Source organism: Arachidicoccus ginsenosidivorans (genome assembly GCF_007971385.1).
Taxonomy (GTDB): domain Bacteria; phylum Bacteroidota; class Bacteroidia; order Chitinophagales; family Chitinophagaceae; genus Arachidicoccus; species Arachidicoccus ginsenosidivorans.
Map to the genome: position 1 here is coordinate 5,311,057 of NZ_CP042434.1, position 19,055 is coordinate 5,330,111.

Below are 19,055 nucleotides of genomic sequence, written 5' to 3' on the forward strand. Positions count from 1 at the left end.
TAAACAAAGCGACCTTTTGAATCCGCCAGATGCGGGCATTGCCCGAAAATCTTTTTGAGTCCTTCATCGTTGTAAATATTAATGGATCACCTGGGCCGCTCCTGAGGCTTTATTTACCTGAACGCTAATCGTTGCCCCGGCCTTTACAGCCACTTTAGGCCATTTTACAAAGGCGGTATAGGCTAGCGGCCGGCTGGCTTGCCGACTGGTCTCCGCAAATACGGCCACAGAGGCGTCAAATTTTGTTGGATTATGGATGCTCAGTTTAACTATTTTTTTGTCAGACATCAGCACCTTAGCCTCTACATGATCAAACACCCTGAGTGTTTGCTTATCGGTTAGTAAATAAATTCCGGGTAACTCAATATCCATCAACATACCATTGGTCTCTGTCCACGAGTTTCTCGTATTGATAAAATTACCCACGCTCCCCCAGCCTTCTGCATCACTGGGCTGAATACGTTCCATACTGGAGCCGGGCAGATTACCCGTTGTAATATGACTGGGGGGAACATTTACCGCCTCTGCATGTGCATGCTGGATATCTCGGATCAGATCTGCATAGAGCGGATTGCCGGTAGCCCGGTAGAGTTTGAACAGGTAATCACCGGAGGAAGTGCAAATACCTGGAGCGGCATGCTTGTTTTGAATACTGGCAAAGACCGCCCCTGCCATATGGCAGTTTAACCTTGCTATTTGGCTGTTTTTAGGGAATACTGCGTCATAAGAGAGCGTCCAGGTGGCGCAAAGCGCCGCCTGGACTTCTGCTTTTTTAAGCCAGCTTTTGTCTCTGGTATAATGATAAAGGGCCATCAGCGATTCCAGAAAACCAAAGGCAGACTCTGAATCGGCGTCCATGGAAATATCGCCACAATGGCCACCGGTTAGTCCCTGACTAACAACATCTCTTTGATAATAATAATCAGCGGCCTGTATAGCCACTTCCAGCCACTCAGGACGCTTAAAATAAGCAGCCGCAAGCGCCAGGCCAGCTGGGGCAATGGCGCCGGCCGTGGAGTTATACACAGCAATCTCTCCCGTTTTAGGTACGATATATTGACCAAACTGTCCGTGCGCTTTCCAGGTCCTGGTAAAAGCGGCAGCCAGTTTTTTCGTTGCCTGCTCCCAGTGGGGATTAATCAGCTGGCCATAGCCCTCCGCTTTAAAAAGCATCATATGCTTTACCAGCCATAGAAGTGCGTCACAGTTTTTGCGCACCATCGCCTGCAGCTCAGGATAAGCCGGGTTCATTTTTTCAGGCCGTAATTTGCCATCAGCAGTAATACCGCCGTAAAAATAGCCGCTTTCTCCCTGTAGTTTACTGGTAACAAAATCCAGCTCTTTGATCACCCTGTTTCTTTCCTTTGCATTATTTAAGGCAAGCATGGGAAAGGTATTGATCATGCCGCTGACCCAACCCAATTGAAAATCATTATTATTTTCGGGAAGATAGTAACTGCCTACCGGCAAATCCCGAAAATTATTGCTACAAATCGTTGAGGCCAGTTGTAAACTATAACTCATGGGAAGCCAGTTGCGTGGATGATTTGGTCCTGACAGGTCTTTTCTGTGTACCATAAAGGATTGTAACAGTTCTGGGATATTATGTACATTTTTATTTTGTACATATAGACGAACATGGAGCGTAAGCTGGTCACCCGCCTTCCAGTCGGGTGCTTTGTCCCCACTGGGGTGAAAATCGCCAAAGCCCGTGGCTAGTTTACGCATAACGGGGGCTGTCATGGAAAAACTGCTCTGATTACCTGCAGCATTTTCTGTAATAAAAAGGCCGTGATTGCCAAATTTTGAGCGCTGATCGGTCAACATCATAAAGCTGCTATTACTGCCCGGCGCATAAAAGCTCATAGCGGGGGTCGCACAATTGCCAGTCTGTAGTTCAATTAAGGACGGCTTGCCCGGTTCAATTTGAAGGCGGGGGTCATTGGAAATGGTCAGCGGCACATTGGGGTTATAATACATGGAAGTCGGATAGTCAGGTGAGTAGGCCTTGCCAATAGATGTATATCGATTCCCGTTATAAACAATGGCTGGCACCATAACATAATTTTCCCGGTGCCAATCTAAAAAATCAACGCTCAGCCCTACGGCCGTTTGCCTGGAAATGCCTTTTTTAAGTGTAAAGCTGACCGACAGATCCATCACACCGGGCTGATTGGCGATCGGACTGGCCTTTAAGTCCAGCTGCCACCCGTCCGGCAAATCACTGGCTTGCTTTGTAGCGCTGTAGGAATGTATAAGACGCGTGCCATCATAGGTGCCGATTTGCACCTTTAACCGCCCATGAAGCGGTTGCAGTAAATTATCCACTACCTGAAAGGCGTCCGCAGTTGATTTATTCAGTGGCTGACTGATCACTGTTATCGGGCTTGCCACCAATAGTCCTCCTAAGATGACGACCAGACTGGTCAGTTTATTATAAATTGTATATACTTTGCTTCTGTTCATATTATATCCCCTTCAAATAAAAATTTTATTAACGCTTTAACGACCAAAACCAACAAATCAATTTCTGTAAAAATCCCCATTATTTTTGAATATTACACCTGAATATTACCCCAATTTGCAGGGCATTGTTTTATTTTGCATTGTATTATTATAGATTGTTTTATTTTCCATTGATTTGTTTTGTTAATTGAATAATCCCTGGATGAATAGTACGATTCATTTTCTTACAAATTTTCTGCTTTACTAATTACAGGTACCACCAGTTCAAATTTTACCGCTTGCAAATCTGCATCTGGTTGAATGGCACTGATTTTAATTTGACTTTTTCCTTTGCTGATTTTTTGCCGGGTATTTGCCATAATGGTGTCCAGTGGTTTGCGTCCTGGATCAGCCATATATAACACGCCTTTTTTATTAAGATATACTGTCCATTCAACAAAGTTTCATGAATGGTAATGGCTTTAGCACCAGCCAGCTGTATACTCAGGCCTTGAATGCTTTTCTCTTTTGGCATATGGAGTTGCAAAGACAGATCCATGGGCTGCGTATCGAATTCATTTTGTAAATTAAGTACGGTGCCTTTAGCGACAAGTGGCGTATCTGTAAACCTGTTTTCTTTTACGCTAAACAGGCTGAACCGGCCACTGGCGGATCTTTCCAGGTGGAATTTATACTTAAGGTTTTTCAATCGGGCTTTGATGGTCCGGGTGAATATAGCTGCTTTGCGCGCCTGCTGCCAGATATTGATGGCCTTAAAGATAGCTGCTTTTTCACCACTGGCTTCCACCGCCTGCTGGCTTAGGCCCAACATATAGGTGGCATCCCAGCCAATGGATTTTGCCTCCAGGTTCTCTGCATCATATAAGCTCCAGTTTGATTGGTAGCTTTGGATGCCGAAAGTAGCCGGAAAATAACTGCTTTCAAATACGTAGCGCATGTCTTTGCCTTCAATACCCCATTTATTGTACACGGGATTAAACATATGATCACCACCGCCTACATTGCAGACACTCATATAATGCCAGCTACCTTCCTGGACGGCGCTGCCCATAACTCTCAGGTATTTACCGCCATGGCGGTAATAACTGTCAAATAACCCCCTAAAAAAACGTTTAAAAGAATACTGACCATGGCCCTGATACATACAACTTTCCAGACCGTCAAAGTCTATATAATCCATGGAGCCTTCGGTCAGCCATTTACCATAGTAATCAGCATACACGTCCTGCAGTGCCATATTGGGTGCAAAACCCCGGTAACAATTGGGTTGTATTTTTCAATGGTCGTACCGGCTTTATAGCTGCCCTTAGAGGTATGATGATAGCCTCTTTTGATCTTCAAAAATGTGTAGGGTCGCTTAGTTGTAATGCCGTCATATTCTATTAATTCTTTCCCTATTTTCAGCACATTGGTATGGTTGCCTTCCCAGCCCCCATACTCATTGAAATAAGCAGTATCTTTAACCGTGATAATAGAGTCCCCCACAGCCAGATCCTTTGTAAGGACGGTTCTTTGCATAACAGACAGGCTGTCACTGGGCACAGGCGTAACATCGCTGTTACTACCTGGTTGTAAAAACTCACATAAGGTGTGCAGTCCATAGCGTAATCCTTGCTGCTGCAATTGTTTTCCATAGGCGGGTATCGTCATGACAGTGCCATTAGAAAAATTAATTCCTTTTTTGGGCCAGGGTTTGGCCCGGTTTGGATAATATTCTCCCCATCCTTCATCCTGGATGCCAGTGATATCCAAGGCCTTTGCATAGGCAGCCAAAGAGTCATGTACACCCCACCAGGCAATATCCGGCCGGAAGGCTGCAGGATCTTTCACCCATTTACCATCAATGGTTGGATGCGGCAGATTTTCTGCCAGCACCACCTTTTCGATCGTATTTAACCCAAGGGTATCGGGGCAGGCATATAAAGCAATAGAAGAGCCGATATAGCCGACACGCACCGGTTCAACCAGCTGGTGACGTGAAGAATTGGCCTTTCCTTCAATATTATCTGGATAATCTGGAAAATAAATCATCTGCTCATGGCTACGATCTCTGGAATGCATACAAATCCAGGAGCCATATTCAGGCTCCAGCTTTGCACCGTTGCCATAATTCATCCTAAAATACTGTTCTGGTCTGGCGTAGAAGGCGACATCACTTATGCCATCTCCGCCTATACTAAAGGTCTGGCCTTCTTTTAAATCAGGCGGCAGCGGATACTTATCTGGGTCCGGGCTATGAATATAATAATACATAAAAGACATATCTCCTTCACTGGGCGGACCGCTTGTCGTATTGTCATCCAGTCCCAGCATCCCTATGGCAAAATCATCACTGCGTACGACACTGATCAAATCCCCTATCTTTTTTGAAATAGTGGTTTTATAGGGTCCCCAGACGACGTTATCAATACCAGTGCGACGGGTCAGTTCCGTTAGGGTAAATTTCAGGTAACTGCCCTTTTGCTGTACCTGTATAGTGGCTTTAGATCCATTTGGATAGCTCAGTACAAACTTACCGGGTGCAATATAACGAGCAGCCTCAGGCAGGATATATTTTTTTTTGCTATAGAGACTAAGTAAGGCCGAAGGTTCCTTAACGGGGCAATACTGTTGGCCACTTCCCCTGGCTTTAATTGAAGTGATAAACCCTTTGTTACTGACCAAAAATTCTGCATAAATTGTTTTTAAAAGGGTCCCTTTTGACGGCGGCGTGACCTCGACCGCCGTTTTCAGGAACGCTTTTGCTGCCGATGTTTTCGCCTGAGCATGCCCTATATATTTTTTATTTACAAGTGGCTGCGCCGACGAGGATAGCGTTGCGATCAACAACACAGTTACAATACGAATCGCTTTTGTTACAAGGCGATTTTTATAATTTCCATTGCAAGCACCCTTGCAATCACCCTTACCCTGCATGCTTAACGGATACCTGAAGGAACTTAAGGCACCTGATGAATGAGGGCTATCAAAAACAGTACATTTCAATTTTTGCGCGCAATTTGCCTGTACGTATGCATGAGTGGGTACTTTCGGATCCTGGTTATGAAATGGTGTAGCCATTATTTTTGAACTTTTAATATTTTTGAAAGCCTGTTAATTAAGGATCGGGCAAACAGGATATGTCTGTTAACTTAACTTAATTTAATAAATTTTAGCCATGGTGTATGTACTGAATGGTAGATCCAGATTTGCCCTACTACTACTTCTACTTCTTCTTCTACTACTACTTCCTTTGACCCTTACTCAACATCAGTCGCCTTGATGATCAGTCCCGATCTGGGCGGTAAATCCTTGAGTGTATATTCACCTTGATGGATGCCAAGTGGCGTTCCCTGCCAATAATTTTCAAGGGTAGCTTTGGCCTTTAATTTGACTTTTAATGTAGTGGGTGTATCGTCATGCCAATTTAAAAAATAATAATACTGAACCTTACCTAAGTCTGTTATGCCGGTTTGAAAGAAATCGTCGGAAAATCGGGCAGCCTTACCGGTCGGATGTATTTGTTTTTTGATAATGGCAAATTGTTGTTTACAAAGCGAATTATACTTGTCTCCCAGCAAAACCAGGCCTCCAATGGCATGCACAACCGTCGCATGAAACAGGAATTCATTTGCGGTAAGCGATTTTCCCTCCGCGCCATTGGCGCCAATTAAAAAACAATCCGGATCCGTATACCAGAGTTTGCCGTTTTGCCAGCCGCGCTGCAGATTTTCTTTTGCTGTTGATTTGAATGCGGCCCAGTTTCTGGATACATCATTACTGGTACGGGCAGCGGTAATAAGCCCCAGCGACGGCCACATAGGTTGATTACAGCCCAGAACCACTGTATTTTTTCCACAGGCAGAAAGCAAAGCTTTCATACCTTCCCGGTACGCCTGAATACGCGTTGCTGATTTATCATAATGCACCCCGCCATGAATCGCCCCCCAGTAATTCGCGTCCAGCTTAAAATATTCCACGCCCCATTTTTCCCGCATGGTTTTTACAACATGCTTAATATAGGCCTTCGCATGCGGATTGGTTCCATCCAAAACATACCAGGGAGCGTTACGCCAGCCACCAAACCCGACACTGGAAGAAACCAGGGGTTTACCCGTACTGTCTTGAACAAACCAGTCAGGGTGCTGCTGGAAAAGTTTTGAATCTTTCTCGGCAATAAATGGGGCCAGCCAAATAGCTGGCACAAAGCCTTTTTTGCGGATGGCCTCTAAAGTACCTTCCAGGGATCCATAAGCGGGATTGGGCTGCAGCCAATCACCCATATGGGGTTGATAGCCGTCATCAATTTGAATGTATTTTACTTCAGGAAGACTGGCGGCCAGCCCATCCATATTCTCTTCGATATCCTTTTGGGTTACCTCCGGCCCGTAACAATACCAGGAACACCAGCCGGTAGGCACCTGTTTACCGAAGATCGGCGGGTGTTTAATGGCTATTTGTTTAGTCAGTTGGTCATACAATTTGTTTTTATCCAGGCCGCTAAGTAGCATAAAATCCTCTAGTTGCACCCGCTGACCAGGTTGTAGAACCAGGTTTTCGGCGTCAATGGACACCATTATTTTTTTGGGCGTAAAACTGATGCACCCAATAAAGCGCTCGCAGGTGGAAAATCCAAGTAATAACGACTGATTATCCGCCTGTGTTAAGGTGAACAATCCATAGGCTGTCGGCATTTTATGGGGGCCGATTATATGATAATGCCCTTCATCTGTATAACTTTCATGCAGCGGATGCGCTAATGTTCCGGTTATTTGGGTCAGCATCTGAAATCCTTCACCATAAACTTTACTATCAGGATCGAGTAAATGCCCGTTCATTTCAAAAAGGACAATATTGCCTATCGTAACTGGCAGGTCACCTTTATTTTCAATATAGGAATGACAAACGTTGCCCTGCCACTTTCGATGTATGGTTAGCCCTTCGGTTTTAAGTTCGTTTGCAGAAGGGGACTCAGCATATGGACGGGAAGATTTTAAGGCCTTTATAAAGGCTGGCAGATTATTCCCAGGTTTTACAGGCTGCCCGTGCAGTAATATAACGACAAACAGCATACCAATTAAAGCAAAATATCGTCTCATTATAAATGGGTAAAGTAGTGATGGTAAAATTTATTTTACGTCTATACCAGCAACATAGCCGTAAAAATACCCATTTATAACCTACTATAATAAACCACAATTGACTTTAACTGATGCTTTTTTGACGCATTTTGATTAAGGGCAGCATATTGTAAAGGCTAAAATTGTCACTTTGCATTGCAAAAAGGCAAAACTGCCCATATGCCATTTGAATTTCCAATTGATAAGTTTAGATTACTTATGCGGTGCAAAAGGACGTCTACTGCTAAAATTGCCTCCCAGGTTTGCAATTGGCAAATTATAACCACCATTGATTGATCAATATGGATACAACCGCCAAATTCCATAAAGCGTATGGCCTCTTTATCGCAGGGGAAAAAATCAAATTACTTATCGGCCGCCAAAGTAAAAATTGACGATTGAAGTTGATCATATTTTGTTCTAATTATGACGATAAGTTTTTTTTAAGCTTTATTTTAAATTTTATTCTAAATTATTTTGTTTGTAAAAATAAAACGTTCTAATTTTGTGAAACGAACCTGCCATTGCTGATTGTATTGCACTTATATTTCAACGATATTTTAAAGGTATTTCAAATATTAATTTTAGAATTTCGATTTGTCTTTGGGTGCGTGTGTGAAAAATTAAACCTACCAGTTTGCTTAAATGGTGTTGCTTGTTCAATTGCTAGCGACCTTATATTTTATTGTATTTTGAAAAAAGGTAAATTATGAAAATGAACCCTGAGGGATTGCGTGTGCCAAGTGGAGAAAATACTTTGATTAGCAAGAAGGCTTTACGTTCTAAGAATGGAAGGCGTATGAAGCTTACTGGGCCTTTGTCCGAAGGTGGTGTATTTGTAAGTTTGAAAGGAGATTTTGGTATTAAAAGAGTTTTTAGATCGCCAGAAGGAAAGGAGGATTTAAAAAGGATGATCACGGCATTAGGAGACGGATTTATTGAAGCCTTGCTTGATATTGATTTTGATGAATCTGAAATGCTGGGCAGCATTAAGGATGAAAGAAAAGTTATATTTGATTTTGGCTTCAATGATAAGCATAGTCGGGTATTTGATCTGGAAATGCAGCAACAGTATGTCGTTTTTATGCTGAAGCGTGCATTTTGTTATACCTCCCGTTATCATTCTACCCAAATGCGCCCCGGCGAGGACTATAAGTATGACCATTGGCCAATTACTGGGGTAGTAATCACTGATTTTAATATGCCTGAGTTAAAAGATGGCCCATGTGTTGATTTACATGAAATTGTGAGCAGAAGTACAAAAAGAGTAAGTTTGGTTTGTACGAACCTTTTGACCGTTGAGCTTTCAAAATTTAACAAAGGAATTGATGAGTTAGAAGGAGAAAAAGACGTATTTTTGTTTTTACTGGCGAATATGGGAAAGTTGACTGAAATCCCAGCTAGCCTGGACAATGAAAAATATAGGCCACTTTTTGAAAGGGCTCGAATTGCTAACTTCAATAAAGAAGAGATGAAAAGATACAACGCATTGAATAGACAAAAGAAAGAGCTTATGCAGAATTGTATTCTGCAAAATTGCAAGGTAGAGAAGAAGGTATTGAAGAAGGTAGAGAAGAAGGCATTGAAAAGGGGAAGGTAATGATGATTGAAAGGCTTATTGAGGACAATCTTTATACCATTGAACAGATTTCTGAAATTTCTGAAATCCCTTTGCATCAGATTGAAGAAATAAAAGCTAATATGGAGCATGCAATTCCATAAAAGTTATGATGATTGTTTGCGCTTAATTGGCGTAGTGAAGTTTATTGAACTTGATTTTATTTTGAGCATGCTAAGGTTCAATAGGTATGAAGTTTATTTAAACAGATGAATGATGAAGAGATGCCATGTGATTAATAAACAAGAAGAAAATTATTGGGCTGAATTGTATTCTGCAAAATTGCAAGGTAGAGAAGAAGGTAGAAAAGAAGGCATTGAAAAGGGGAAGGTAATGATGATTGAAAGGCTTATTGAGGACAATCTTTATACCATTGAACAGATTTCTAAAATTTCTGAAATCCCTTTGCATCAGATTGAAGAAATAAAAGCTAATATGGAGCATGCAATTCCATAAAAGTTATGATGATTGTTTGCGCTTAATTGGCGTAGTGAAGTTTATTGAACTTGATTTTATTTTGAGCATGCTAAGGTTCAATAGCTATGAAGTTTATTTAAACAAATGAATGATGAAGAAATGCCATGTGATTAATAAGCAAGAAGAAAATTATTAGGCTGAGTTGTATTCTGCGGAATGGAAAGGTAGAGAAGAAGGCATTGAAAAACGCAATTTAGAGGTTGTTGAACAGCTGATTGAAAATCGCGGATTTTCGCTAGAGCAAATATCAGAATTATTAAAACTTCCTTTGCATCAGATTGAAGAAATAAAAGCCAATATGGAACATACTATTCCATAAAATCGGCTGGTCTTATTCGTAAATAAACCGAATATACATCTATTCGGTTTATTTACTTTTTTATGGTAAGAATTTCATGGGAAAGTAACTGCTGATATAAAAATATAACCTTCCCCCATTTGAACTGGCAGACGATGACTTGCAATCAGCCACAGCATAATCCAGCAATAAATGGCTGTAAGCCGACATAGTGCATGCTTCTTATCAAATCAGGGGTATTTTATTATAAATGCCACTAATCAGCATTTTAAAACCTTATTTGTTGTTCCCCGGTTTTAGTAATTTCAAATGGGCCTGGTGAGGGGTTTTGTTGATTTCGTTTATTACCCAGATAATCTGTATCCAGCTGTAAGTAAGAGCCGTCTGGGTTGACAAAAGGCAAATTAGGGACAATCGCATTATGCAGCCTTTTGGTTGTCACCGTTTGACGCCTTTGCTCAAGCCACTGCTTATCCAAATTAATTTTAAGATACTGAACTTTACCAGCCTGGGCTTGTTTTGCGATTAGCTGGGGCGCTGCATCAAATTGGCCCGCTACCAGAAAATCTGTTTCTTTGGCCAATTGATCCTGTGCTTTATTTAATTTCTCCTTGGCTTCCTTACTGATCTCACCATAGCTCCTTTGTTTATCTGCGCTGCCGCTAACAGCTCTTATGGCGCCTTTGGTATAAACGTTGCCTTTGAAAATAACAGGCAAGATCGCCTTTTTGTAGGCACTGACATTGGCTCCTTTCGTAAACAGGTTATTTATAAATTGTACATCGCCACCTGGATTATCATGCAATCCCACAACATAGGTTGAATGCGGTAACATATACGGTGTTTTGCGGGCGTCATATGAAATCACCTGCACCCCACCAGCAAATAGGTTGTGAGCAAAGGCTGCGCCGCTGGAATTCATTAATAAATTGTTTTTGGAGAGTAAAATATTATTACAAATCAGCATAGGTCCATGATCCACCTCCAAAAAGATATCGGGTCCTAAGTTGTCATAAAACAAATTGCCTTTTATCTGGGCCCCTGGGCCATCCAATCCAGCCATACGCCCATATTTGTACGGTATATTTTATTGCCTGTGATCTGTACATCTATGGCGCCGTGGAATTTAATACCAGCCATTTCTGCACCACCAAAAAGTTGTTTTACATGGATATCATGAATGATATTGTTTTTGATGACACTAAAAGAACAACCCATACTACCTACAATGCCGGTTTGTTCACAGTGAGAAACGGTATTGTTTTGAACCAAATGACTACCTATGGTACCTTTATTCCACCCAAAGGCGAGTGCTCTATTGATTGTCCCCACATAGCCTACTGCCGATTCCGTTTGCTTGTTATCATGACTATCTCCATATTTACCCAGCGCGATGCCAACGCATTTGGAATAGGAGATATTATTATCTTCGATAATCCAGCCCCTACTCCAATGGGTACCTATCAGCCCTTCTTGTTCAGCAGTGGGTGGCGCCCAGTTTGTAGCAGCCTGCTCCATGGTAAAACCCTTGACCGTAATAAAATTAATAAAGGGCTTATCTGGATAGAATACCGTTTTTCTAACATTAATTTCAACATTTTCCTTGTTGGGATCAACGCCGATAAACTGCGCCCAAATAGTTGTAGTGGTGCTATCTACTACACCATACCACCTAGGATCATTTGGCTTTGCCGGCCCCATTACATCTTCTTGATCAATAGCCTCCATTAACCAATCGCCATTTAAATACACCGCGCCCGTGTGAAAATTAGCACCTTTGGGAGGGGTATACCAATCCCCTTTTATCAGATCACTGTAAGGGTTAAATTTACCAAAAAAGCTATTGGGGATTCTAACCACCCAGGTATCGCCCGCAATTTTTTCCCAGCCTTTGATCTTTTCAGAACCTTTTATGACCACTTTTTCCCCCTTAGCCGCCTGGTAAACAATTCGCTCTGTAGCCGAATTGCCGCCTCTAGGAGGAGTAATCTGCTCCCGGTATACACCAGCATGAACGGTAATATCATCTCCTGGCATCGCCTTGCTAGCCGCTGCAGATATCGTCTTAAAAGGATGGGCTTTTGAACCGTCAGCCTGATCGCTGCCTGTTTTTGCCACAAAATAGTGTTTAGGCAAACTGCTATTTTGGGACCGAACAGGCAGTGTCGCTACCAGACTAAGCGTCAGAATAATGATGGAATGGAAGATTTTCATGGTAATTTTTTTTAATAAGTGCGTTTTGCCTGATTTGCCAGTTTATAACTTTTTTTTGAAACCACCTGGCCTAGTCCTATATAACTCATTAATAAATAACACTTAATAACCAGCAGCTCTTTTTAGTGTAATTGGATTTGATTTTACCCCATTAACCACCTCAAACAGGGTCCAGGTATTCCCATCCTGGCCTGCTTGCAGTGTCCAACTCCTTTTTGGATCCACCAATTGCATTTTAACCCACCTGGGAAAGGCGTTTGCCGCCCTGGCTGATTCCCAGGTTCGAATTACCCCAAAAATGGCCTCTTTTTCAGGGCATTTTTCAACGTCCTTTTGATTAAGCTTTAAGCTATAGGTGGAACCTATGCCCACTGATACCGCCTCTATATGCTCGTAAGTAGAAACCTTTGAATCCTTGTTGATCGGAAAATTACCACCCATACCAACTGGGAAAAAGTTAGCATAGGTAACATCTCTTAAATCCTTCCCCTGACTGGTCGTGCTCCCCCACTCCCTGGTATCAGCATCATAGAGATTTTTGCCACCACCAACGTTCCAGACACTTTGATAATTCCAGGATCCTTCTGAAAGCGTAGCGCCGGTAAAGCGAATATAAGGCACCCCAATGGCCTTAGCGTGTTCAAACATTTTTCTAAAAAAGCGCTTGGCTGAATAATAGCCATGCCCATTATTGAATAAGAATTCCTGACCGTCAAAATCATAATAGGCCAGCCCATTGATCTTACATACATCTGCGTAATACCTGGCGATCTGGTCCTGCAATTCCATATTAGGGATTAACCCGTCATAGCCATAATTGACCGTTACCTGCAGTTTGTAAATTGTATCACCGGATGCATGGCTGGCAGCCCTTGTTTTCCAATAACCGCGCTTGACATTTAATAATCGGTAGGGAGCCGTTTTGGAAACACCCATATAATGGATGAGCTCTTTGCCGATCTTGATCATATTCAGGTTTGCACAGTGCCCTTCCCAGCTGGCGATTTCGTCTAGATATTTCGGGTCATCCACTGTAATGATGGTATCCTTTGGACCAATATTTTTAGTGAGTAGCCGCTTTTGCTGATAGCAAAGACTGTCACTGGGTACCGGACTGACGTCCTGGGTACCCGGTGCCAAAGAATTGGTAATGGTTGTTCTGCCGATTATAATGCCATATTTGGCAGCTCTTTTAGAGAGCTCCAGCTCAGAAATATTCCCTGCTGTCATTTTAATGGTCTTATGTTCAAAATGCGGACCATCAATATATCCATGATTGCCACGATCTGGTCTTAGAAAACCTTGATCATATAAACTAATGGCTTTAAAGCCCAATTGCCGGGTATAGGAGATAATACTGTCATATAAATTACCGCTACTCATGGCGTCTGGAACAAAGGCAGCGGGATCCTTTACCCATTTGCCGTTAATGGTCGGATAGGGCAATCCTTCGGACATAACGATATTTTGGATCACATCCATTAGGGCAGTACTATCCGGGCTACCCCATAAGACAACAGCTGAGCCGATATAATCCACCCCGGGCAATGGTTCCACCTCAATATGGTTGGGCACATTGGCTGCCATATGTGGTATTAAGGAAAAAAGACCTCTCTTTTAGGACGACGATCTCTGGACTGGTAAGATATGGAGATATCTCCCTTATCATCCACTTGGGCGGCGTCCCCATACATAATGCGGTAATAGGCTTCTTTATGCGCATAAAAAGCAACATCGCTAATACCGTTGCCCCCCAGAGAAAATACCTGACCTTCATGCAAAGAATCTGGTAATGGAAAGCGCTTGGAGTCGGGAGAATGTATAATATACTGAAAAGGGGCCGCATCGGCTATGGTGGTGGCTTGCCCACCTAGTGTATTATCATTAAGCGCCATCATGCCGATGGCATAATTGACCTGGGAACTGGTATCTCTGGCCACACCGATAATTTCTCCCAATAAATTGTTGATATTGGTACGATAGGCACCCCACTCAATGGCTTCTATGGATGCGCCATTTTTAAGAGCCAATAATTGCAACTTTATATATTTCTTTTGGGTCGTTAATCTGATCCTGGCTAGAGCGCCATTAGAGAATTCCAAAGAAAGTATTTTATTGTCTTTATTATACCGGGCTTTTTGGGGTTGATAATATTTCTTTTGCTGTCCATCATATAATCTTAGTAGCGGAGAAGGTTTGTCTGCAGGACTAAATTCACGGTTAGGTGCTACACTGATATTTTTCATACTGGTAATAAACCCTTTATTATCAATATGAATCTTAAAATAAGCAGTGGAAAAATCCCACTGCGCAAAACTGTTGGTGCAAATCAATAGCAAACTAAGCGGCAGCATTACCTTACCTAGCAGTATTACCCGTTTTAATCTTATCCTTACCTTCCGTATTCGTTTTATTGCAGGCATAGTACTTGTATTTAATTCTTATTTCCCCATGATATTAATAAAAACAGCAGATTGAATATCTTTTGATTAATCTGATAGGCAAGATTGAGGAGTAAAGTTAACGGCCCTACAAGTCAAGTATTTTGAAGCCGTTTTTAGGTCAATTCGAGGCTAATTTGCTACTAATTTAAATCCTATCAAGACCATTAAACCCATATACCTCCATCACAGTATTTTTTGAATAACCATAGACTAATCATTAATACTTAATTCAATCAATAAACATGGGGTAAAGATGCCAAAACTTAAAGAAATCAACAACCCTTAAGTTGACCATCACTGATACTATTTTTGCTTTATCACTTAAAACCAGGCAAAGCTCTTTTAGGGCTTAAAATAATCAGCAGCTGAGTCGACAGATTTGCCATCTGATAAGTTTGCTGATCAAGAAGTAATGTAACCATTGCTAAGAAGGTGCATTGGTTGCTATTTAGCTGTTCTGATAAGACCTAGCTAGCGAGTCCGCCTGTGCACAAAAAGGGCGCAAGGCTTTAAAAGTAAAATGGATTGCACTGTATTTATTTTTTGCACTTTTTATTGTATTTAAACGTATACAATAAAGCTGCGGAAGAGATGCACAGTCCCTGTATTTTAAAGAGCGACCTCTTCGATAAATATTGACAGAAAAAAAGGCAGCTGTAAATGCTACATTAATGACCATTTTGGGCCAGTAATTCCCAATTTAGCCTAATACTCCACCTATTTTCCTTTATATCCGCCATTCGCCATTATCCTGACTCTGCTTTTCCTAATATTGCTATATGCCATTATATCGTTATTCATCGCATCATCGAGTTGTTGCAATAACAGGTCTCCGGCCAGTTGTTTGAGCTGTTCAAAATACTTGTCAGGAAAAGGGTTGCTCAAAATCCGTAGCATTGTAATTTGCTGTTCATTTAAATTATTTAAATCTTTTTCATTCATCTTTTTCATTCATCTTTATATTCTTATTATCCCCATTGAACCTACTTACCTTACTAGCAATCAACCAATTGCAAATAGATCAAAGAATAATCACCTTATCCACTATTGGTAACGGTGAAGTGCATTGAAGTTAACTTTGACATTGCTATAGTTTATTATGCATTTTTTTGCAATTTTCCTGATGTGATTGCTTATTACTAATTTGCTCAATTATACACATGATCACGCAATGTCCAAAAAAAATCAAAGCTAAAATCTTCTATAATCCCAACTTCCTCTATAAGGGCGATCCACCATAGCGTTTGCATATTCATTATCAAAATGTTCTGTAACCGGATTCCATCTAATGTCCTTTTGCAATTGGTAGGCAATATTTACTGCGTTACATACTGTTGCTGTGCGGTGGCCGATTTCTACATCACATATGGGTCGGGTTCTTTTTTGGATGGCAGACACCCAATCCTGGTAGTGGTTATCGCTATAATATAAACGTTTATCACCCGGTTTGAACTGCAATTTGGCCAAGTTTTCTGGATTTGTCCTTAGAAACCCACGGCTGACTTCCACCTTACCTTTTTCTCCAATAAATTGTATAGCGTTGCCTTCTCCCCAATTTTTATGATTGACCACTACCCCATTTGCATAGATAAAGGACAATCCCTCCTTAGCACTTGGTACTTTGGGCGGCATAAATTGCACAGGGCCTGAATGGTCCATACCCAAGGCCCATTGTACAATATCAAACATATGGGCACCCCAATCCGTCACATAGCCGCCACCAAAATCTTTGTAACCGCGCCACCAGGCCCATCCATCGGCCTCCAGTGGCGGCGCAAGTATGGCATTATAGCCTCTGAATAGAGAAGGTCCCACCCATAGATCCCAATCCAGGTCAGCTGGTACTGGTTCAGTTGGCAGGTCGCACTGTCTAACCGGCTCTCCAATGGAGACATTGACTTCTTTAATCCGACCGATATAACCATTTATCACTAGTTCCGCTGCTTGCCTGAAATTATAAGAAGAACGTTGCATGCTACCCGTCTGAAATACCCGCTTATATTTGCGGGTGGCATCCACCATCGCTCTGCCTTCTGCAATGGTTAAAGAAAGTGGTTTTTCGCAGTAAATATCCTTGCCGGCTTTGGCCGCGTCTACGGCTACCTGGGCATGCCAATGATCAGGTGTCGCAATTACTACTGCGTCAATATCTTTGCTTTCCAGAAGTTCCCTGTAGTGCTTATAGCCTTTTACTGCTGTCGCCACCTTTTTTTCATTGAGTTTTCCGGCCAACTGAATAAAATAGTCCCGTTTGCGGGCATCAACGTCTGAAGCAGCCTGGATAATGGTCTCCTTGGGGCCATTGATATATTGCATCAAGCCACGGGATTGTTTACCAGTCCCAATATAGCCCAGATTAATCCGGTCACTGGGGGCAAGAAAGCCTTTGCCGCCCAGCACATGGCGTGGCACTACTGTAAGGCCGATCGCGCTTAATGCAGTTTGTTGTATAAATTTCCTTCTTTCCATAGAACGCCTACCTTTTAAATTTTATCGAAAACAGTCTATCAACTATAAACCAATATATATTACAGATTAACGAATGTATTTTGAAAAACAGCAATACCGTTCGCATTATCCAACTTTTACCCATCTATTGCATAAAATAATGCATTTCGATTTCGATTGCCATTTCGATTTTCATTTTCGTACGATAACCTTCTTCCATTAAATCACAATTATCACTAAACTTCTTTAATTAATCATTTTATTCAAACCGCTGAGCATAAAATAAATGATTACCCCGTAACCCATATGATCTAAATTGACCTTTTCTGGTGTTTTCTTAACCAATTTTGTGATCCGCCTTGATCGACAAACACCTTGGACAAAGCGCCTTGGAATTGGGATATTAATTAAGGGAGATGCACCATCCGCTTCTTGAGACTCATTTTCATCATCCAATCAGCCAAGTTTTGTCAGTTTTCAATCTACTTTATTTAATAAGCAAAAACGGGCTAGCAGCAGCTTTAATCTTTACCAAATACAAACCACTCCAGGCTCAACAGGCTACTACCCGGCTCAGCCTGGGCGTTTGCATGACTGCCTGACTGACCATGCCCTTTAAAAACCAATACAACCGCATGTTTACCTAAAACGGCTTTAACGGAGGTTTTATGGATGGTAAAAGCTGTTTCACCTTTCATGGGTGCTACATTTAGCTTTCCTATAAGTCGTCCTTTGGCGCTATCCAGGTGGATCTCTATAGTGGCCGGCTGGTTGGGCCCCCATAATTTACAGGTAAAAGTTTTTACATTTTTTTGATCAAAGTCAAAATACTTCCAGTACGCATCATCTCCATCTTGAATATCACTTAGATATTCAACGGGTATATCGTTTTTGGGACGACGAAGATTAACCATCACACTTCCATGCATCAGGCAGGCCCTTGCAGCATCCATCCTTTGCAGGGGATTGATCGGTCCTGCGGCTCCCTGGGTTGTCATCTCTACTTTATCAATACTTCCATCTGCATTAAAATAAATCGGTTCTACGCAGGCTTTGCGCATGGTTTGGCTACCATGGGTCGGGCGGTGATAGAAAACATACCAACGCCCATTTATCTGCTGAATACAACCGTGGTTATTGACTAAGTTTTTACCGCTGCCCCAATTATCAATAATCACACCTCGATAAGTATAAGGACCTAAAGGTTTGGTGGCGGTGGCATAGCAAAGCGTTGCACAGTTGGACTCCCCGTGGCGGATATGACTGGCATAAACATAATAGTAAATCCCATTTCGCTTTCTAATTGAACTGCCTTCGTTAAATGCATCTTTCTCATAGGTAAGCAGGCTATCATGTACCGGCCCTTCGATATGCATTAAATCCGGTGTCAGTTTTGCCCCTTTGGCATATCCCTGGCCCCAGAAAAGATAGCCCTGGCCATCCTCATCAATAAATACAGAAGGGTCAATGCCTTTAATCCCTTTTATGATCTGGCCATGTTTAAAGGGACCAAACGGCGAACTAGCCACGGCAACTCCTTCATCCTGATTGGCGCATACAAAATCTGATCGGTATAATTCGTTTGTTTGCCTACTCCAGCCGTTGCAAAGGAAATCTGATCCACCTGCCACAGTGCCAGATCAGTCGTTGAGAGCACATCATAGGATCTTGAACAGTAAGCGTTGCCTGGTTCATCTTTTGAACCATATAAGTAAATCCTACCATCCGCCCCTTGCCTCACTTCTGGATCTGCAATATATAAACCCGGTGGCGCAATCGGATTCAAACTCCTGAAAGCAGCTTCGGGCGAACTCGGTATTAACTTTGCCATAGGCACTTTTTTGGTAGAAAGCTCGCTTTGCAGGGCCGTAGTATGTTTTTTGCCTGATTGCGCCTTTACATCAACCGAGCTACTTGCTAGCACACATAAGGTCAATGACAAAAAAAGATGAATCGGCTTCATATCTTAAATTATTTCAGTTACAATTAGC

The 19,055-nt window shown here is 42.0% G+C and carries 17 protein-coding genes; 4 read left to right on the top strand and 13 right to left on the bottom strand.

What is annotated here, in order from left to right:
- Positions 1 to 78: 78 nt before the first annotated feature.
- From FSB73_RS21230 to FSB73_RS21245, 4 genes are all read right to left on the bottom strand, one after another.
- Entirely contained in the window at positions 79 to 2,466 is a 2,388-nt protein-coding gene (locus FSB73_RS21230) for a hypothetical protein (RefSeq protein ID WP_146786927.1), read from the bottom strand.
- A 271-nt stretch (positions 2,467 to 2,737) separates the two neighbouring features.
- On the bottom strand, positions 2,738 to 3,703 hold the full coding sequence (locus FSB73_RS21235; RefSeq protein ID WP_146786930.1) for a hypothetical protein: 966 nt from the start codon (positions 3,701 to 3,703) through the stop codon (positions 2,738 to 2,740).
- Positions 3,658 to 5,526, bottom strand: a complete 1,869-nt coding sequence (locus tag FSB73_RS21240) for a hypothetical protein (RefSeq protein ID WP_146786933.1) — start codon at positions 5,524 to 5,526, stop codon at positions 3,658 to 3,660. The genes FSB73_RS21235 and FSB73_RS21240 overlap by 46 nt, the downstream gene beginning before the upstream one ends.
- 179 nt (positions 5,527 to 5,705) lie before the next feature.
- Complete coding sequence (locus FSB73_RS21245; RefSeq protein ID WP_146786936.1) at positions 5,706 to 7,544, bottom strand: glycoside hydrolase family 36 protein; 1,839 nt, start codon at positions 7,542 to 7,544, stop codon at positions 5,706 to 5,708.
- Between the two features lie 730 nt (positions 7,545 to 8,274).
- On the opposite strand from FSB73_RS21245, the gene FSB73_RS21250 reads away from it, so the two are divergent.
- The 4 genes from FSB73_RS21250 to FSB73_RS23400 all read left to right on the top strand — a co-directional run bounded on the left by FSB73_RS21250 (position 8,275) and on the right by FSB73_RS23400 (position 9,979).
- On the top strand, positions 8,275 to 9,165 hold the full coding sequence (locus FSB73_RS21250; protein ID WP_146786939.1) for a PD-(D/E)XK nuclease family transposase: 891 nt from the start codon (positions 8,275 to 8,277) through the stop codon (positions 9,163 to 9,165).
- On the top strand, positions 9,165 to 9,287 hold the full coding sequence (locus tag FSB73_RS27090) for a hypothetical protein (protein ID WP_262712410.1): 123 nt from the start codon (positions 9,165 to 9,167) through the stop codon (positions 9,285 to 9,287). Before FSB73_RS21250 ends, FSB73_RS27090 begins: the two co-directional genes overlap by 1 nt.
- Positions 9,288 to 9,396: 109 nt before the next feature.
- Positions 9,397 to 9,639, top strand: a complete 243-nt coding sequence (locus FSB73_RS21255) for a hypothetical protein (RefSeq protein WP_146786942.1) — start codon at positions 9,397 to 9,399, stop codon at positions 9,637 to 9,639.
- Between the two features lie 163 nt (positions 9,640 to 9,802).
- Complete coding sequence (locus FSB73_RS23400; protein ID WP_158639650.1) at positions 9,803 to 9,979, top strand: hypothetical protein; 177 nt, start codon at positions 9,803 to 9,805, stop codon at positions 9,977 to 9,979.
- 247 nt (positions 9,980 to 10,226) lie between these two features.
- Here FSB73_RS23400 and FSB73_RS21260 read toward each other — a convergent pair whose 3' ends face one another.
- The 9 genes from FSB73_RS21260 to FSB73_RS25855 form a co-directional block, all read right to left on the bottom strand.
- Positions 10,227 to 11,021, bottom strand: a complete 795-nt coding sequence (locus FSB73_RS21260) for a hypothetical protein (RefSeq protein ID WP_146786944.1) — start codon at positions 11,019 to 11,021, stop codon at positions 10,227 to 10,229.
- Positions 10,988 to 12,172, bottom strand: coding sequence for a DUF1565 domain-containing protein (locus FSB73_RS21265; protein WP_146786947.1), 1,185 nt, complete (start codon positions 12,170 to 12,172; stop codon positions 10,988 to 10,990). The genes FSB73_RS21260 and FSB73_RS21265 overlap by 34 nt, the downstream gene beginning before the upstream one ends.
- Positions 12,173 to 12,274: 102 nt before the next feature.
- Positions 12,275 to 13,759 carry a hypothetical protein gene (locus FSB73_RS21270; RefSeq protein WP_225974246.1) on the bottom strand — a complete coding sequence of 495 codons (1,485 nt, stop codon included), beginning with the start codon at positions 13,757 to 13,759 and terminating at the stop codon, positions 12,275 to 12,277.
- Positions 13,760 to 13,767: 8 nt separating this feature from the next.
- A complete protein-coding gene (locus tag FSB73_RS25850) occupies positions 13,768 to 14,595 on the bottom strand; it encodes a hypothetical protein (protein WP_225974247.1) in 828 nt (275 codons plus the stop codon).
- A 738-nt stretch (positions 14,596 to 15,333) separates the two neighbouring features.
- Complete coding sequence (locus tag FSB73_RS21275; protein WP_146786950.1) at positions 15,334 to 15,567, bottom strand: hypothetical protein; 234 nt, start codon at positions 15,565 to 15,567, stop codon at positions 15,334 to 15,336.
- Between the two features lie 240 nt (positions 15,568 to 15,807).
- Positions 15,808 to 17,085 (bottom strand): Gfo/Idh/MocA family protein, encoded by a 1,278-nt coding sequence (locus FSB73_RS21280; RefSeq protein ID WP_146786953.1) that lies wholly within the window; start codon positions 17,083 to 17,085, stop codon positions 15,808 to 15,810.
- A gap of 225 nt (positions 17,086 to 17,310) precedes the next feature.
- Positions 17,311 to 17,520, bottom strand: a complete 210-nt coding sequence (locus FSB73_RS21285; RefSeq protein WP_146786956.1) for a hypothetical protein — start codon at positions 17,518 to 17,520, stop codon at positions 17,311 to 17,313.
- A 65-nt stretch (positions 17,521 to 17,585) separates the two neighbouring features.
- On the bottom strand, positions 17,586 to 18,593 hold the full coding sequence (locus tag FSB73_RS21290; RefSeq protein ID WP_225974248.1) for a family 43 glycosylhydrolase: 1,008 nt from the start codon (positions 18,591 to 18,593) through the stop codon (positions 17,586 to 17,588).
- Positions 18,548 to 18,895 (bottom strand): glycoside hydrolase family protein, encoded by a 348-nt coding sequence (locus FSB73_RS25855; protein WP_225974249.1) that lies wholly within the window; start codon positions 18,893 to 18,895, stop codon positions 18,548 to 18,550. The genes FSB73_RS21290 and FSB73_RS25855 overlap by 46 nt, the downstream gene beginning before the upstream one ends.
- Positions 18,896 to 19,055 lie beyond the last annotated feature (160 nt).

Bases quoted from the DNA above. Each gene is read 5' to 3' on its own strand.
- FSB73_RS21230 (WP_146786927.1), bottom strand. From the start codon at position 2,466: ATGAACAGAAGCAAAGTATATACAATTTATAATAAACTGACCAGTCTG.
- FSB73_RS21235 (WP_146786930.1), bottom strand. From the start codon at position 3,703: ATGGCACTGCAGGACGTGTATGCTGATTACTATGGTAAATGGCTGACC.
- FSB73_RS21240 (WP_146786933.1), bottom strand. From the start codon at position 5,526: ATGGCTACACCATTTCATAACCAGGATCCGAAAGTACCCACTCATGCA.
- FSB73_RS21245 (WP_146786936.1), bottom strand. From the start codon at position 7,544: ATGAGACGATATTTTGCTTTAATTGGTATGCTGTTTGTCGTTATATTA.
- FSB73_RS21250 (WP_146786939.1), top strand. From the start codon at position 8,275: ATGAAAATGAACCCTGAGGGATTGCGTGTGCCAAGTGGAGAAAATACT.
- FSB73_RS27090 (WP_262712410.1), top strand. From the start codon at position 9,165: ATGATGATTGAAAGGCTTATTGAGGACAATCTTTATACCATTGAACAG.
- FSB73_RS21255 (WP_146786942.1), top strand. From the start codon at position 9,397: ATGATGAAGAGATGCCATGTGATTAATAAACAAGAAGAAAATTATTGG.
- FSB73_RS21260 (WP_146786944.1), bottom strand. From the start codon at position 11,021: ATGGCTGGATTGGATGGCCCAGGGGCCCAGATAAAAGGCAATTTGTTT.
- FSB73_RS21265 (WP_146786947.1), bottom strand. From the start codon at position 12,172: ATGAAAATCTTCCATTCCATCATTATTCTGACGCTTAGTCTGGTAGCG.
- FSB73_RS21270 (WP_225974246.1), bottom strand. From the start codon at position 13,759: ATGGCAGCCAATGTGCCCAACCATATTGAGGTGGAACCATTGCCCGGG.
- FSB73_RS25850 (WP_225974247.1), bottom strand. From the start codon at position 14,595: ATGCCTGCAATAAAACGAATACGGAAGGTAAGGATAAGATTAAAACGG.
- FSB73_RS21275 (WP_146786950.1), bottom strand. From the start codon at position 15,567: ATGAAAAAGATGAATGAAAAAGATTTAAATAATTTAAATGAACAGCAA.
- FSB73_RS21280 (WP_146786953.1), bottom strand. From the start codon at position 17,085: ATGGAAAGAAGGAAATTTATACAACAAACTGCATTAAGCGCGATCGGC.
- FSB73_RS25855 (WP_225974249.1), bottom strand. From the start codon at position 18,895: ATGGCAAAGTTAATACCGAGTTCGCCCGAAGCTGCTTTCAGGAGTTTG.